Annotated in this window: 12 protein-coding genes; 3 read left to right on the top strand and 9 right to left on the bottom strand. The window is 70.3% G+C overall.

The genetic code is table 11. The annotated features are described in order from the left end of the window. Positions 1-522: 522 nt before the first annotated feature. From ACFY60_RS00005 to thyX, 3 genes are all read right to left on the bottom strand, one after another. On the bottom strand, positions 523-2,208 hold the full coding sequence (locus tag ACFY60_RS00005; protein ID WP_388608141.1) for a ribonuclease J: 1,686 nt from the start codon (positions 2,206-2,208) through the stop codon (positions 523-525). A 150-nt stretch (positions 2,209-2,358) separates the two neighbouring features. Next, positions 2,359-3,258 (bottom strand): 4-hydroxy-tetrahydrodipicolinate synthase, encoded by a 900-nt coding sequence (gene dapA / locus ACFY60_RS00010; RefSeq protein WP_309054803.1) that lies wholly within the window; start codon positions 3,256-3,258, stop codon positions 2,359-2,361. Between the two features lie 178 nt (positions 3,259-3,436). Further along, entirely contained in the window at positions 3,437-4,177 is a 741-nt protein-coding gene (thyX, locus tag ACFY60_RS00015) for an FAD-dependent thymidylate synthase (protein ID WP_388608139.1), read from the bottom strand. A gap of 154 nt (positions 4,178-4,331) precedes the next feature. On the opposite strand from thyX, the gene ACFY60_RS00020 reads away from it, so the two are divergent. Beyond that, complete coding sequence (locus ACFY60_RS00020) at positions 4,332-4,568, top strand: hypothetical protein (RefSeq protein WP_388608138.1); 237 nt, start codon at positions 4,332-4,334, stop codon at positions 4,566-4,568. Between the two features lie 54 nt (positions 4,569-4,622). After that, positions 4,623-5,183: a hypothetical protein gene (locus tag ACFY60_RS00025; RefSeq protein ID WP_388608136.1), complete on the top strand. Its 561-nt coding sequence runs from the start codon at positions 4,623-4,625 to the stop codon at positions 5,181-5,183. On the opposite strand, the gene ACFY60_RS00030 is transcribed toward ACFY60_RS00025, so the two are convergent. The 6 genes from ACFY60_RS00030 to eccD all read right to left on the bottom strand — a co-directional run bounded on the left by ACFY60_RS00030 (position 5,173) and on the right by eccD (position 12,261). Further along, the gene (locus tag ACFY60_RS00030; RefSeq protein WP_309055358.1) at positions 5,173-5,625 is read right to left on the bottom strand and encodes a hypothetical protein; all 453 of its coding nucleotides are present in this window, start codon (positions 5,623-5,625) and stop codon (positions 5,173-5,175) included. The two genes, ACFY60_RS00025 and ACFY60_RS00030, sit on opposite strands and share 11 nt — an antisense overlap. Before the next feature lie 5 nt (positions 5,626-5,630). Beyond that, positions 5,631-6,383: a 4-hydroxy-tetrahydrodipicolinate reductase gene (gene dapB / locus ACFY60_RS00035; protein WP_388608135.1), complete on the bottom strand. Its 753-nt coding sequence runs from the start codon at positions 6,381-6,383 to the stop codon at positions 5,631-5,633. 23 nt (positions 6,384-6,406) lie between these two features. After that, entirely contained in the window at positions 6,407-7,786 is a 1,380-nt protein-coding gene (locus tag ACFY60_RS00040; protein WP_388608134.1) for a M16 family metallopeptidase, read from the bottom strand. Further along, positions 7,783-9,993, bottom strand: a complete 2,211-nt coding sequence (locus ACFY60_RS00045) for a polyribonucleotide nucleotidyltransferase (protein ID WP_309056187.1) — start codon at positions 9,991-9,993, stop codon at positions 7,783-7,785. The genes ACFY60_RS00040 and ACFY60_RS00045 overlap by 4 nt, the downstream gene beginning before the upstream one ends. Before the next feature lie 282 nt (positions 9,994-10,275). Next, positions 10,276-10,566 carry a 30S ribosomal protein S15 gene (gene rpsO, locus ACFY60_RS00050; protein ID WP_128976159.1) on the bottom strand — a complete coding sequence of 97 codons (291 nt, stop codon included), beginning with the start codon at positions 10,564-10,566 and terminating at the stop codon, positions 10,276-10,278. 219 nt (positions 10,567-10,785) lie between these two features. Then, positions 10,786-12,261, bottom strand: coding sequence for a type VII secretion integral membrane protein EccD (eccD, locus tag ACFY60_RS00055; RefSeq protein WP_309054258.1), 1,476 nt, complete (start codon positions 12,259-12,261; stop codon positions 10,786-10,788). A gap of 183 nt (positions 12,262-12,444) precedes the next feature. On the opposite strand from eccD, the gene eccCa reads away from it, so the two are divergent. Continuing rightward, positions 12,445-16,407 carry a type VII secretion protein EccCa gene (gene eccCa / locus ACFY60_RS00060; RefSeq protein WP_388608132.1) on the top strand — a complete coding sequence of 1,321 codons (3,963 nt, stop codon included), beginning with the start codon at positions 12,445-12,447 and terminating at the stop codon, positions 16,405-16,407. Positions 16,408-16,413 lie beyond the last annotated feature (6 nt).

Consider the following 16,413-nt stretch of genomic DNA (forward strand, 5'->3'; position numbering starts at 1 on the left):
TTCGTCCTGAGCCAGGATCAAACTCTCCGTGAATGTTTACCCGTGATCGGGTCGAACACCACGAGAGCGGAACGATCGAGTCGGAATAGGACCGATCGTTCTCAGCGTCCTCGCTGTGCGCCACCCCAAGGGGTGGACTTTTTCAAAGGAACCTCGACCATCCGAAGATGGACGGGGTATCAACTAATCTGGCGTTGATTTTTGGCACGCTGTTGAGTTCTCAAGGTGCGGACGCTTCCTTCGTTCCTGTTTCCAGGCCCTCCGGGCGCTTCCTTCGTTTCCGACTCTATCAGATCTTTCCGATCCGATTTCCTCGGTGCTTTCCGGTCCCGATTTCTTTCTTTCGGGGCCTTCCGGCGCGTTCCGACTTTATCAGAAGTTCTGAGTCGGATTTCCCGCCTCCTGGTCGGCCGGCCCGGCGCACAGCGGCGCGGGGGGCTTCCCGTTCTGGCGGAGCCGTAAACGTACTGGAGCGGGGCGCCCCGATGCAAATCGAGGCGCCCCGCTCCGGAACCGCGCTGGTCAGACCTCCACGACGACCGGAAGGATCATCGGGCGGCGGCGGTAGGTGTCGGACACCCACTTGCCGACGGTGCGGCGGATCAGCTGCTGGAGCTGGTGGGGTTCGACGACGCCGTCCTGGGCCGACTTGTTCAGGACCTGGTCGATCTTCGGGACCACCGCGTCGAAGGCGGAGTCCTCGATGCCGGAGCCGCGGGCGTGGATGTTCGGGCCGCCCACGATCTTGCCGGTGGAGGAGTCCACCACCAGGAAGACGGAGATGATGCCCTCCTCGCCGAGGATGCGGCGGTCCTTCAGGGAGGACTCGGTGACATCGCCGACCGAGAGGCCGTCGACGTACACGTACCCGGCCTGGACCTTGCCCGTGATGCGGGCACGGCCGTCGACCAGGTCGACGACGACACCGTCCTCGGCGATGACGATGTGGTCCTTCGGGATACCCGTCATCGCGCCGAGCTCGGCGTTGGCACGCAGGTGGCGCCATTCGCCGTGGACCGGCATGAGGTTCTTCGGCCGGCAGATGTTGTAGAAGTACAGCAGCTCGCCGGCCGAGGCGTGACCCGAGACGTGGACCTTGGCGTTGCCCTTGTGGACGACGTGGGCGCCCCAGCGGGTCAGGCCGTTGATCACGCGGTAGACCGCGTTCTCGTTGCCCGGGATGAGCGAGGACGCCAGGATCACGGTGTCGCCGGGGACGATCCGGATCTGGTGGTCGCGGTTGGCCATCCGGGAGAGGGCGGCCATCGGCTCGCCCTGCGAGCCCGTGCAGACGAGCACGACCTCGTCGTCCGGCAGGTCGTCCAGCGTCTTCACGTCGACGACGAGGCCGGCCGGGACACGGAGGTATCCGAGGTCCCGGGCGATGCCCATGTTGCGGACCATCGAGCGGCCGACGAAGGCGACCCGGCGGCCGTACTCGTGGGCGGCGTCGAGGATCTGCTGGATGCGGTGCACGTGGCTGGCGAAGCTGGCCACGATGATCCGCTTCTGGGCGTTCGCGAAGACGTTCCGCAGGACGTTCGAGATGTCCTTCTCCGGCGGGACGAAGCCGGGGACCTCGGCGTTCGTCGAGTCGGTCAGCAGGAGGTCGATGCCCTCCTCGCTGAGCCGCGCGAACGCGTGCAGGTCGGTCAGGCGCCCGTCCATCGGGAGCTGGTCCATCTTGAAGTCGCCGGTGTGGACCACCATGCCCGCGGGGGTGCGGATCGCGACGGCCAGAGCGTCGGGGATGGAGTGGTTGACGGCGATGAACTCGCAGTCGAAGGGGCCGAGCCGCTCACGGTGCCCCTCCGCCACCTCAAGGGTGTACGGACGGATGCGGTGCTCCTGGAGCTTGGCCTCGATCAGGGCGAGGGTCAGCTTGGAGCCGATGAGCGGGATGTCCTGCTTCATGCGGAGCAGGAACGGCACACCACCGATGTGGTCCTCGTGGCCGTGGGTCAGGACGATGCCCTCGATGTCGTCGAGGCGGTCCTGGAGGGTGGTGAAGTCCGGCAGGATCAGGTCGACGCCGGGCTGCTCCTCCTCGGGGAAGAGGACGCCGCAGTCGACGATCAGCAGACGGCCGTCGTACTCGAAGACCGTCATGTTCCGGCCGATCTCACCGAGACCGCCGAGCGGGGTGACGCGGAGGCCACCCTGGGGCAGCTTCGGCGGGGCGCCGAGTTCAGGATGCGGATGGCTCAAAAGACTCTCCTCACCACACGCGCCACGTACCGGTTCGGCACGTGGCGCGCATGACAATCGTGCACTTGCTGTTGTCGGTATTTCGCTTGTCCGTTTTCGGTTTTTCTTCAGTTATGTGTGCGGTTGTCTGTTCAGTTGTGAAGTCCGTTGTCAGAGTTCTACCCCGCCCGCGGCCAGATCGACCTTGAGCTGCTCGGTCTCCTGGGCGGAAAGTTCCACGAGCGGCAGGCGCAGCGGGCCGGCCGGGAGCCCCTGGAGGGCGAGGGCGGCCTTCGTGGTCATGACGCCCTGGGTGCGGAACATCCCGGTGTAGACGGGGAGCAGCTTCTGGTGGATCTCCGTGGCCTTCTGGACCTCGCCGCCCAGGTGGGCGTCGAGGAGGGCGCGGAGTTCCGGGGTCGCGACGTGGCCGACCACGGAGACGAAGCCGACGGCGCCCACGGAGAGCAGCGGCAGGTTCAGCATGTCGTCGCCGGAGTACCAGGCGAGACCGGAGCGGGCGATGGCCCAGCTGGCGCGGCCGAGGTCGCCCTTGGCGTCCTTGTTGGCCACGACCCGCGGGTGCTCGGCCAGGCGGACGATCGTCTCGGTGTCGATCGGGACGCCGCTGCGGCCGGGGATGTCGTAGAGCATCACCGGGAGCTCGGTGGCGTCGGCGATGGCCGAGAAGTGCCGATACAGGCCCTCCTGCGGGGGCTTGTTGTAGTACGGCGTGACGGCGAGGAGGCCGTGGGCGCCGTCGCGCTCGGCGGTGCGGGCCAGCTCGATCGAGTGGTGGGTGTCGTTGGTGCCGATGCCGGCCACGACGTGGGCTCGGTCTCCGACGGCCTCCAGGACCGCTCGTACCAGCTCCGATTTCTCCGCGTCGCTGGTGGTGGGGGACTCGCCGGTGGTGCCGTTGACGACGAGGCCGTCGTTGCCCGCGTCCACCAGGTGGGTGGCGAGTCGCTGGGCACCGTCGAGGTCGAGTGCGCCGTCCGCCGTGAAGGGCGTGACCATGGCGGTGAGGACCCGCCCGAAGGGGGTCTGCGGAGTGGAGATCGGAGCCATGGGTAACACGCTACTCGCTGCTCAGCGCCGGGGGTCCCCTCGGGGGGACGTGAGAAAGGAGCCCGGCACTGCCTGCTCGGGGGTTCAAGCAGTGCCGGGTCCGTTTGATCAGCCTAGATGAACTTCACGAAACGTCGCAATACGGACACTTCGCCCGGGTGATTCGGACGTACGTGCGTTACGGAGCGACACGGCCGTTCTTGTTGAAGGCGGCGTACGTGAGCGGCATGAGCCGGGCCCAGTGCGCTTCCATCTTCTCGCCGACCATCTCGATCTCCCGCTGCGGGAACGAGGGGACGGCCGCCAGCTCGTGCTGGGTGCGCAGGCCGAGGAAGTGCATGAGGGAGCGCGCATTGCACGTGGCGTACATGGAGGAGTACAGGCCGACGGGCAGGACCGCGCGGGCCACCTCGCGGGCGACGCCGGCGGCCAGCATCTCCTGGTACGTCTCGTACGCCCGGCGGTAGGAGTCCTCCATCGCGCGGCCCGTCAGCTCGTGCTGCTCCGGGGTGCCCTCGACGAAGACGTACTTGCCCGGGCGGCCCTCCTGGACCAGCTTGCGGGAGGTGTCGGGGACGTAGAAGACGGGCTGGAGCTCCCTGTAGCGGCCGGACTCCTCGTTGTACGACCAGCCCACCCGGTGGCGCATGAACTCGCGGAAGACGAAGATCGGCGCGCTGATGAAGAAGGTCATCGAGTTGTGCTCGAACGGGCTGCCGTGGCGGTCCCGCATGAGGTAGTTGATCAGGCCCTTCGAGCGCTCGGGGTCCTTCTGGAGCTCGTCGAGGGACTGCTCGCCCGCCGTCGAGACCCGGGCCGCCCAGAGGACGTCGGAGTCGGCGGCCGCGCTCTTGACCAGTTCGACGGTGACGTCGCTCCGGAAGTCGATCTTCACGGGCTCGGTGGGGGTGTCGGTCACCAGCGGTCCTTCCATGTCGTCTGTAGCCCGCCCACTGTAGCGACGTCATCCTCGAGGAGGAGATTCGGCCGCTTCGGTGAAATACGGCACCGAATGCGGGATTCGATCGTCTGTACCGGTGAGACGCACGACGACGATCGAGGAGAGTGACCTGATGTTCAGGCGGAAAGAGGCCGTACCGTTCGCGTTCGTCGCGGAGGCCGACCACTTCCGCAGTAACGTCACTCCGCCGCCGAGGGAACGGCCCAGCGCCTCACAGATCGTCGGCCGTACGCTGATCGGCCTCACCGTCGTGGCCGGGCTCGTCGGCTCGCTGGTCTTCGGGATGCCCTCCCTCCGGGCGGGGGACGCGGCCGTCCGGCAGCAGTCCGAGGCGTCCGTCAACCGCTGAGGTAGCCTCACCGGGCACTGCCCCTTCGAGCGTGCTTGTGAGTGAGGACCTGTCGTGCCCCTGCCCTTCCTGACGGCCGACCGTGCTTTTGACACGAACGACGACATCGCGCTGCCGTTCGACGACCACGACCAGTGGCGCCGTCCGTACCGGCCGGGGCCGTACCGGGTCGGCGCGGCGGCGCTCGCCCTGCTGCTGGCGTCCTTCGTGCTGCTCGCGTCGGTCATCATCGCCGCGGCCGGAGCCGTCGGCGGCGCGGTCGTGACCTTCTCCGTCGCCGCGCTGATCATCCTGGCGGCCCTGCGCATGCTGCGCGTGGGCACCTGGGTGAGCCGGGCGGGGGTGCGGAAGGTCGGTTTCCTCAGGACCACGACCACGCCGTGGGCCGGGGTGACCTCGCTGCGGACCGTGCAGCAGCCCGTGCGCTGGCTGGGGCTTCCGCGGACCGTGCAGGGACAGGCGCTGGTGCTCGGCCGGCAGGCCGGTGAGCAGCTGCTGCTGCTCACCGACCACAACGCCGACTTCCTCTCCCGGGTCGAGGCCTTCGACCGGGCGGCCGACACCGTCGAGGCGTGGAGCGCCGAGTACGGCCCCGTCCCGGCCGCTACGCGCTGACCGAACGGCCCTCGTGCAGGGCGATGGCCCGCTGCATGGCCTTGCGGGCCCGCGGGGTGTCGCGGGCGTCGTGATAGGCGACCGCCAGCCGGAACCAGCAGCGCCAGTCGTCCGGGGACTCCTCCGTCTCGGCTTTGCGCCGGGCGAAGACCTCGTCGGCCGAGTCCCGGTCGATCCGGCCGCCCGCCGTACGCCTCAGCTCGTCGGCGGGCAGGCCGCCCTCCGCCTCCAGCTCCGCGGCCAGGCGGTTGGCCCGGCGCGCGAAGCGGGTGTTCTTCCAGAGGAACCAGGCGCCGACGCAGGGCAGCAGGAACGCCACCGCGCCCATGCCCATGGCCGCCGGCTCGCCGGTCAGGAGGAGCAGGACGCCCTCCATCGCCACCACGCCGAAGACGAGCACCAGCACGGTGGAGAGGAAGACGTACGTGATCTTTCCGCCCATGACGCTCAGCCCAGGTCCAGGAAGTGCTCCAGGCCGAAGGTGAGGCCCGGGGCGGTCGTCACGCGGCGGGCGCCCAGGAGGATGCCCGGCATGAAGCTGGAGTGGTGCAGCGAGTCGTGGCGGACCGTGAGGGTCTCGCCCTCGCCGCCGAGCAGCACCTCCTGGTGGGCCAGCAGGCCCCGGAGGCGTACCGCGTGGACCGGCACGCCGTCCACGTCGGCGCCGCGCGCCCCGTCGACGGCGGTGGTCGTGGCGTCGGGCTGCGGGGCGCAGCCTGCCTTCGACCGGGCCTCGGCGATCAGCTGAGCGGTGCGGGTGGCGGTGCCCGAGGGGGCGTCCACCTTGTTCGGGTGGTGCAGTTCGACGACCTCGACCGACTCGAAGTACGGGGCCGCGATCTGCGCGAACTTCATGGTGAGCACGGCGCCGATGGAGAAGTTCGGCGCGATGAGCACGCCGGTCCCCGGGGAGGCGGCGAGCCAGGCCCTGAGCTGCGCGAGGCGCTCCTCGGTCCAGCCGGTGGTGCCGACGACGGCGTGGATGCCGTGGCCCACGCAGAAGTCGAGGTTGGCCATGACCGAGTCGGGGGTGGTCAGCTCGACGACGACCTGGGCGCCCGCCTCGGCGACGGTCTCCAGCTTGTCGCCGCGGCCGAGGGCCGCGACCAGTTCCATGTCCTCGGCGGCCTCGACGGCCTTGACGGCCTCGGAGCCGATGCGGCCCCGGGCACCGAGGACCGCCACGCGCAGCTTGCTCATTGGGCTTCTTCCTTAGGGATGGTTCAGGCGACCGCGTGGTGGAGCCGGTCCGCCTGCTTGTCCTTCAGCGGGCCTATCACGGCGAGCGAGGGCCGCTGGTTCAGTACGTCACGGGCGACGGCCCTGACGTCGTCCGGGGTGACGGCCGCGATGCGGGCGAGCATGTCGTCCACCGACATCTGGGAACCCCAGCACAGCTCGCTCTTGCCGATGCGGTTCATCAGGGCGCCGGTGTCCTCCAGGCCGAGGACGGTGGAGCCGGAGAGCTGGCCGATCGCCCGCCGGATCTCCTCGTCGCCGAGGCCGTCGGAGGCGACCTTGTCGAGCTCGTCCCGGCAGATCTTCAGCACGTCGTGGACCTGGCCGGGGCGGCAGCCCGCGTACACCCCGAAGAGGCCGCAGTCGGCGAAGCCGGAGGTGTACGAGTACACGCTGTAGGCGAGGCCGCGCTTCTCCCGGACCTCCTGGAAGAGGCGGGAGGACATGCCGCCGCCGAGGGCGGTGTTCAGGACGCCGAGGGCCCAGCGGCGCTCGTCGGTGCGGGCCAGGCCCGGCATGCCGAGGACCACGTGGGCCTGCTCGGTCCTGCGGTTCAGGTGCTCGACGCGGCCCGCCGTGCGCAGGGTGCGGGAGCCCTGGCGCGGGGCGACCGGGACCGCGTCGGTACGGGTCAGGGCGCCGGCCTTCTCGAAGGCGCGGCGGACCTGGCGTACCACCGTGGCGTGGTCGACGTTGCCGGCGGCTGCCACCACCAGGTGGGTCGGGTCGTAGTGCTTCTTGTAGAAGCGGGCGATCTGGCCGCGGGTGAGGGCGTTGACGGTGTCGACGGTGCCGAGGACCGGGCGGCCCAGCGGGGTGTCGCCGAACATGGTCTTCGCGAACAGGTCGTGCACGATGTCGCCGGGGTCGTCCTCGGTCATCGCGATCTCCTCGAGGATCGCGCCGCGTTCGACGTCGACGTCCTCCTCCAGGATCAGCGAGCCGGTCAGCATGTCGCACACCACGTCGATCGCCAGCGGCAGATCGGTGTCGAGGACCCGCGCGTAGTAGCAGGTGTACTCCTTCGCCGTGAAGGCGTTCATCTCGCCGCCGACCGCGTCGATCGCGGCGGAGATGTCGAGGGCGGACCGCTTGGCGGTGCCCTTGAAGAGGAGGTGCTCCAGGTAGTGGGTGGCGCCGTTGAGGGACGGGGTCTCGTCCCGGGAGCCGACGTGCGCCCAGATGCCGAAGGTGGCGGAGCGCACGGAGGGGAGCGTCTCGGTGACGATGCGGAGGCCGCCGGGGAGGGTGGTGCGGCGTACGGTGCCGATGCCGTTGCTGCCCGGGAGAAGCGTTTGGGTACGGGCGACGGCCCGCCCCTCCGTGGAGGGGCGGGCCGTCGTCGCGGAACTGCGGGACGTCACTGGTCGGCGTCGTCCTTCTCGGTCTCTTCGCCCTCGATCACGGGGATGAGGGAGAGCTTGCCGCGCTGGTCGATCTCGGCGATCTCGACCTGGACCTTGGAGCCGATCGCGAGCACGTCCTCGACGTTCTCCACACGCTTGCCGCCGGCGAGCTTGCGGATCTGCGAGATGTGCAGCAGGCCGTCCTTGCCCGGGAGCAGGGAGACGAAGGCACCGAAGGTCGTGGTCTTGACGACCGTGCCCAGGTAGCGCTCGCCGACCTCCGGCATGGTCGGGTTGGCGATGCTGTTGATCGTGGCGCGGGCGGCCTCGGCCTGCGAGCCGACCTGGGCGCCGATGTAGATGGTGCCGTCGTCCTCGATCGTGATCTCGGCGCCGGTGTCCTCCTGGATCTGGTTGATCATCTTGCCCTTGGGGCCGATGACCTCGCCGATCTTGTCCACGGGGATCTTGACGGTGATGATCCGCGGGGCGTTGGGGGACATCTCGTCCGGGGTGTCGATCGCTTCCATCATCACGTCGAGGATGTGGAGGCGGGCGTCACGGGCCTGCTTGAGGGCCGCGGCCAGGACGGAGGCCGGGATGCCGTCCAGCTTGGTGTCGAGCTGGAGGGCGGTGACGAACTCCTTGGTGCCGGCGACCTTGAAGTCCATGTCGCCGAAGGCGTCCTCCGCACCGAGGATGTCGGTGAGGGCGACGTAGTGCGTCTGGCCGTCGATCTCCTCGGAGATCAGACCCATGGCGATGCCGGCGACGGGGGCCTTCAGCGGCACACCGGCGTTCAGCAGCGACATGGTGGAGGCGCAGACCGAGCCCATGGACGTCGAACCGTTGGAGCCGAGGGCCTCGGACACCTGGCGGATCGCGTACGGGAACTCCTCGCGCGTCGGAAGGACCGGCACGATGGCGCGCTCGGCGAGCGCGCCGTGGCCGATCTCGCGGCGCTTGGGCGAACCCACGCGGCCGGTCTCACCGACGGAGTACGGCGGGAAGTTGTAGTTGTGCATGTAGCGCTTGCGGGTCACCGGGGAGAGGGTGTCCAGCTGCTGCTCCATGCGGAGCATGTTGAGGGTGGTGACGCCCAGGATCTGGGTCTCGCCACGCTCGAACAGGGCGGAGCCGTGCACGCGCGGGATGGCCTCGACCTCGGCGGCGAGCGTACGGATGTCCGTGATGCCGCGGCCGTCGATGCGGACCTTGTCCTTGATGATCCGCTCGCGGACCAGCTTCTTGGTCAGCGCGCGGTAGGCGCCCGAGATCTCCTTCTCGCGGCCCTCGAAGGCCGGGAGGAGCTTCTCGGCGGCGAGCTCCTTGATGCGGTCGAGCTCTGCCTCGCGCTCCTGCTTGCCGGCGATGGTGAGCGCCTGCGCGAGCTCGCTCCGGACCGCGGCGGTGAGCGCCTCCAGGACGTCGTCCTGGTAGTCGAGGAAGACCGGGAACTCGCCGGTGGGCTTGGCGGCCTTGGCGGCGAGGTCCGACTGGGCCTTGCAGAGGACCTTGATGAAGGGCTTCGCGGCCTCGAGACCGGCGGCGACGACCTCCTCGGTCGGCGCCTCGGCGCCGCCCTTGACGAGCTCGATGGTCTTCTCGGTGGCCTCGGCCTCGACCATCATGATCGCGACGTCGCCGTCCTCCAGGACGCGCCCGGCGACGACCATGTCGAAGACGGCGTCCTCGAGCTCGGTGTGCGTCGGGAAGGCGACCCACTGGCCCTTGATCAGGGCGACGCGGGTGCCGCCGATGGGGCCGGAGAAGGGCAGGCCGGCCAGCTGCGTGGAGCAGGAGGCGGCGTTGATGGCGACCACGTCGTAGAGGTGGTCGGGGTTGAGCGCCATGATCGTCTCGACGATCTGGATCTCGTTGCGCAGGCCCTTCTTGAAGGAGGGGCGCAGCGGGCGGTCGATCAGGCGGCAGGTGAGGACCGCGTCCTCGGAGGGCCGGCCCTCGCGGCGGAAGAAGGAGCCGGGGATCTTGCCGGCCGCGTACATCCGCTCCTCGACGTCGACCGTCAGGGGGAAGAAGTCCAGCTGGTCCTTCGGCTTCTTCGAAGCGGTGGTGGCCGAGAGGACCATCGTGTCGTCGTCCAGGTAGGCGACGGCGGAACCGGCGGCCTGCTTGGCGAGGCGGCCGGTCTCGAAGCGGATGGTGCGGGTGCCGAAGGCGCCGTTGTCGATGACGGCCTCGGCGTAGTGGGTCTCGTTCTCCACTATGGGTTTCTCCTACGTGTTCGTCTTTGCGCCCGCCGGCCCGTGTGGCCGGTGGACGGTGGCGACGAGGCCGGAGAGGCACGCCTCTGTTGCGGGCCGGTCTTCGATCGAAGCACCCGGGTACGTGTCCGGGGGCCACTACCGAGGACCGGCGGTGCGCGCAGGCGGCTCGGCGCTCGTCGTATGGGGTTGTGCGTCCAGCCTAAGCGCCGGTGCGCACTTTGCGCACGTACAGCAAAGGGAGCGGCCCCCTGAAAGTGGGAACCGCTCCCTTCACGCGACTTACTTGGCGCCGCCGGCCGCGCCGCGGCGGATGCCGAGGCGGTCGACCAGCGTACGGAAGCGCTGGATGTCCTTCTTGGCCAGGTACTGCAGCAGGCGGCGGCGCTGGCCGACCAGGATCAGCAGACCACGGCGGGAGTGGTGGTCGTGCTTGTGGGTCTTGAGGTGCTCGGTCAGGTCCGAGATGCGGCGGGACAGCATGGCGACCTGGACCTCGGGGGAGCCGGTGTCGCCCTCCTTGGTGCCGAACTCGGCCATGATCTGCTTCTTGACGGCGGCGTCGAGAGCCACGCGGATCTCCTCTTGGTTCGCGCGCCCGCGAGTGCCCCTGGTCTAGGTCTCAGGGGAAGCTTCCGTGACTCGACGGGCGAAGGTCCGATGGGCGCAGCTTCCAGGGCCTGGGAAGGCTTCCGGGAGCGCGTACACAAACGGCCGTCACACAGCGTACCAGTTCGGCGGAGCGGTCCGGGACGGGGCGGCGGCCGGGGCCCCCGCCCTCCTTCCCGCCGGCTACTTGCTGGTCAGGGAGCGGACCGCGCTGTAGACGTCCAGGACGGCGAGGCAGAGCGGGACCAGGGAGAGCAGGACGAAGCCCTCGGCGAGGTCGAGGAGGCGGCCCCAGAAGGGCGAGAGGCCCTTCTTCGGGATGATCAGGCCGATCGCGGTGATCAGGGCGGCGCCGGCGGCGACGGAGGCGGCGAGCCAGATCGTACGGATGTCGAGGCCGCCGCGGTCCCCGTACATAAGGAACTCCTTGACGAGGTCGGCCGGCGGGTTCAGGGAGAGGCCGAGGACGAGCAGCGCGATGGCGGCGATGCCGGCGACGAGGACGCAGGCGACCTGCGAGGTGTAGCGGAAGAGACGGGCGCGCAGCAGCATCGCGAGACCGGCGGCGAGGGCGAGGAGCTGGCCCCAGACGTTCCCGGCGAAGCCGAGGACGGCGGCGGAGCCGACGACGACGGCCGCGCAGCCGCCGACGAGGCCGAGGAGCATCTCGTGGCCGCGGCGGGCCTGGAGCGCGATGCGCTCGCCGTCCACGGCCCGGTCCTCCTCGTCGTTCGCCCGGGTCTCGCCGAGGAACTCCTCGTCGGCGGCGCTGCGCGGGGAGGCGTAGCCGATGGGGAGGCGGGCGAAGCGGGCGGAGAGACCGGGCAGGAAGGCGACGAGGCCGATGGCGACGGGGGCGCAGACGGCGGCGGTCTCGGTGGCGGTGGCCTCGGTGACGATCATGAGGAAGGTCGCGAGGGTGCCGACGGTGGCGAGGAAGGTCGCGGCGACGAAGGGGGCGTCACCGCTGGGGGTGAGCGCGACCAGGGCCACGGAGGCGACCAGGACGGTGACGCAGCCGAGGAGGAACTGGAGGCGGCCGGGGCCCTGGCCGGGGTCGGGGCCGATGATGCCCGAGCCGGCGATGAGCAGCAGGGGCAGGGCGCCGAGGCCGAGGGCGACGGCGGTGGTCCGGTCGCCGTAGACGCGGGCGCGGACCCCGGCGAAGGCGGTGAGCAGGAGGCCGGCGGCGCCCGCGATGACGCCGGGGAGGCTGTGCATGTCGTGGCGGACGGGGTCGGCGAACCAGAGGACGAAGCCCATGAGGACCAGCAGGAGCACGCCGCCGAGGAGTCCGGCGCCGCGCAGCAGGTCGTCGCTCCACAGGTGCCGGTCGCGGGTGACGGCGGAGGCGACGGCGTCGGAGACGTCGTCGAATACGGCGGGCGGCAGGGACTGGGCGAAGGGGCGCAGCGAGAGCACCTCGCCGTCGAGGACCTGCTGGGCGGCGAGGGTGCGGGCGCCGTCGAGGACCGAGCCGTCCCGGCGGACGAGGTGGTAGCCGGTGGGGTCGCCGGCGGCCTGCGTCTGCCCGGTGAGCCGGAGGATCTCGGGGTAGACGTCGGCGACGGCGATGTCCTCCGGGAGCGCGACGTCGATGCGGCTGTCCGGCGCCACGACGGTGACTCGGCAGAAGCCGGTCGCTGCGGTCGTACTCACGTGTGTGGACCCCCTGATTCGCGGTTGCGCACGATGCGCGCGCCACCCTACCGGGGACGGCCGGTGGGGGCTGCACGTAGGATCTCCGTCCCATGGGGGAAGTCCGCGCGCCCGGTCGCCGACGGGTCGACGGCGCGGCAGCTCCCGCCACGAGCCCGCCTCCAACGAGGGATTGATGCGCCGGTGAGCCAGATCGTCGTCAAACGCCCGCCGAGGTCCCTTCCTCCGGAAGTGCCCAGCGAGGAACTGGTCCTGGAGCCTCCGCCGGAACTCCCGCGGGGGCAGCAGGAGTCGGCGCTGATGCAGCTGCTGCCGATGCTCGGCATGGGCTCGTCGGTCGTCTTCTTCTTCATGACGCCGTCGCCGATCATGCGGATCATGGGCGTGCTGATGCTGGCGTCGACGGTCGCGATGGCCATCGCCCAGTTCGTCAGATTCCGTCGCGGTACGCAGGGGCAAATGGCCGATGTCCGCCGCGATTACCTCAAATACCTCGCGCAGACCCGGCGTACGGTGCGGCGGACGGCGCGCCGGCAGCGGGACGCGCAGCTGTATCTGCACCCGGCTCCGGAGCAGTTGTGGTCGGTGGTGGCCGAGGGGTCGCGGCTGTGGGAGCGCAGGGTCGGCGACCATGACTTCGGACAGGCGCGGATCGGGCTCGGGGCGCAGCAGCTCGCGACGCCGCTGGTGGCACCGGACACGGCTCCGGTGGACGAGCTGGAGCCGCTGTGCGCGGGTGCGATGCAGCAGTTCCTGGCGGTGCACGGGACGCTGGACGGGCTGCCGATGGCGGTGTCGATGCGCGCCTTCTACCACGTGACGGTGTCGGGTGAGCCGGAGTCGGCGCAGGCCGCCGCCCGGGCGCTGGTGGCCCAGCTGGTGACGCTGCACTCCCCCGAGGACCTGATGCTGATGGTGGTGGCCTCGCGGGCGGTGCAGGACCGGTGGGACTGGACGAAGTGGCTGCCGCACACGCAGGTGTCGGGGCACCCCGACGGCTACGACGGGGCGGGCACGAAGCGGTTGTTCGGTGACGACCTCGGGGAGCTGGAGCACCTGGTCCGGTCGAAGCTGGACGGGCGGCCGCGGTTCTCGCGGGAGAGCCAGCCGGTGCTCGACCAGCCGCACGTGGTGGTGGTCCTGGACGGGGGCATGGTGCCGCCGGACTCGCTGCTCGCGGCGGCGGAGGGCCTGCAGGGCGTGACGATCGTGGAGGTGGTCTCCGGCGACCTGGACGAGCCGCGCGGTGGTCTGTCCGTGGTGGTACGGCCGGGGCGGCTGCGCCTGGAGTCGGGCGGCGGCTTCGCGTACGAGGGGCTGCCGGACGGGATCTCGCTGCCGGCGGCCGAGGCGCTGGCCCGGCAGCTGGCGCCGCTGCGGGTGGGCGGCGGGGACGACGACGAACCGCTGCTCGCCAACCTGGACTTCACGGATCTGCTGAACCTGGGGGACGCGGCGTCGGTGGACGTGGCGCGGACCTGGCGGCCGCGGTCGGTCGCGGAGCGGCTGCGCGTGCCGATCGGTGTCGGCGAGGACGGGCAGCCGGTCATGCTGGACCTGAAGGAGGCCGCGCAGGAGGGCATGGGCCCGCACGGGCTGTGCGTGGGCGCCACCGGTTCCGGCAAGTCGGAGCTGCTGCGGACGCTGGTGCTCGGTCTGGCGGTGACGCACTCCTCGGAGACGCTGAACTTCGTCCTGGCGGACTTCAAGGGCGGCGCCACCTTCGCGGGCATGTCGCAGATGCCGCACGTGGCGGCCGTCATCACCAACCTGGCGGACGACCTGACGCTGGTCGACCGCATGGGCGACGCGATCCGCGGTGAGCTCCAGCGGCGGCAGGAGCTGCTGCGTTCGGCGGGCAACTACGCCAACATCCACGACTACGAGAAGGCGCGGGCGGCGGGTGCCCCGCTGGAGCCGCTGGCCTCGCTGGTGCTCGTCATCGACGAGTTCTCCGAGCTGCTGACCGCCAAGCCGGACTTCATCGACATGTTCATCCAGATCGGCCGCATCGGCCGTTCGCTGGGTGTGCACCTGCTGCTCGCCTCGCAGCGCTTGGAGGAGGGCAAGCTGCGCGGCCTGGACACGTACCTGTCGTACCGGATCGGTCTGCGGACGTTCTCGGCGGCGGAGTCGCGGACCGCGATCGGCGTGCCGGACGCGTACCACCTGCCGTCGGTGCCGGGTTCGGGCTACCTGAAGTTCGGTACGGACGAGATGACCCGCTTCAAGGCGGCGTACGTGTCGGGGACGTACCGGACGGGCGGGCCGCGTCTGGAGGCGGGGCAGCTGCCGGTGGAGCGGCGGCCCGCGCTGTTCACGGCGGCGCCGGTGCCGGTGGTGTACGCGGCGCCGGACCCGGCGTACCTGTCGGCGCAGCGCGCCGAGGAGGACGACGCGCTCGCGGACACGGTGCTCGACGTGATCGTGCGCCGGCTGGAGGGCCAGGGTGTGCCGGCCCACCAGGTGTGGCTGCCGCCGCTGGACCAGGCGCCCTCGCTGGACCAGTTGCTGCCGGGGCTCGCGCAGACGCCGGACCGGGGGCTGACGGCGACGGAGTACACGCGGCAGGGCGCGCTGACGGTGCCGCTGGGTCTCATCGACAAGCCGTTCGAGCAGCGGCGGGAGGTGCTGTACCGGGACTTCTCGGGTGCGGCGGGCCACATGATGGTGGTCGGCGGCCCGCAGTCGGGCAAGTCGACGCTGATGCGGACGCTGATCTCCTCGTTCGCGCTCACCCACACCCCGGCCGAGGTGCAGTTCTACTGCCTGGACTTCGGTGGTGGCGGTATGGCCTCGCTGGCCGATCTGCCGCACGTCGGCGGGGTGGCCTCCCGGCTCGACCCGGAGCGGGTGCGGCGGACGGTGGCCGAGGTGATGGGCGTGCTGAACCGGCGGGAGGAGTTCTTCCGCTCGAACGGCATCGACTCCATCGCCACGTACCGGCGCAGGCGTGCGGCGGGCGATCTGCCCGGCGAGGCCTGGGGCGACGTCTTCCTCGTCGTGGACGGCTGGGGCGGTTTCCGCAACGACTACGACATGCTGGAGCCGATCGTCTCGGACATCGCGGCGCGCGGTCTGGGCTACGGCATCCACGTGGTGATCACCGCCTCCCGGTACATGGAGGTGCGGGCGGCCCTGAAGGACCAGATGCTGGGGCGTCTGGAGCTGCGGCTCGGTGACGTCATGGACTCCGAGTTCGACCGGAAGGTCGCGGCCAACGTGCCGACGGGCGTGCCGGGGCGCGGCCAGGTGCCGGAGAAGCTGCACTTCATGGGCGCGCTGCCGCGGATCGACGGATCGAGTTCGGCGGGCGACCTGTCGGAGGGCACGGCGGCGTTCGTGCAGGCGGTGAAGGCGAGCTGGACCGGGGCCCCGGCGCCGGCGGTACGGCTGCTGCCGCGCCGGCTTCCGGCGGAGCAGCTGCCGAAGGGCTTCGAGTACCCGCAGCACGGCATCGCGATCGGCATCGACGAGGTGAACCTGGAGCCGGTCTTCGTCGACTTCGAGTCCGACCCGTTCTTCCTGGTGTTCGGCGAGAGCGAGTCGGGCAAGACGGCGCTGCTGCGGCTGATCGCCAAGCAGCTGTGCGAGCGGTACACGCCGGAGCAGGCGCGGATCGTGGTGGGTGACTACCGGCGCACGATGCTGGAGGCGGTGGCGCCCTCGCATCTGCTGGAGTACGCGCCGATGGCCTCGGCGATGCAGATGCACATGGACGCGATCAACACGGTGATGACGAAGCGGGCGCCGAAGCCCGACATCACGCCGCAGCAGCTGCGGGACCGCAGCTGGTGGACGGGCCCGCAGCTGTTCGTGCTCATCGACGACTACGAGCTGGTGGCGACGAACTCGGGCAATCCGCTGGCGGTGCTCGTGGAGAACCTGCCGTTCGCGCGGGATGTGGGCATCCGGTTCATCGTGGCGCGCAGCGCGGCGGGTGCCTCGCGGGCCATGTACGAGCCGTTCATGCAGCGGATGAAGGAGCTGGGGGCGCAGGGCGTGCTGCTGTCGGGCGATCCGCAGGAGGGCGACATCCTGGGCAATGTGCGGGCGCGGCCGATGCCGCCCGGCCGGGGCACGTTCGTGTCGCGGAAGCGGGGGACGCCGCTGGTGCAGCTGGGCTGGCTGCCCGAGCAGCACTGAACCGTG

This window comes from Streptomyces sp. NPDC012827, assembly GCF_042900905.1.
Classification (GTDB): Bacteria; Actinomycetota; Actinomycetes; order Streptomycetales; family Streptomycetaceae; genus Streptomyces; species Streptomyces gulbargensis.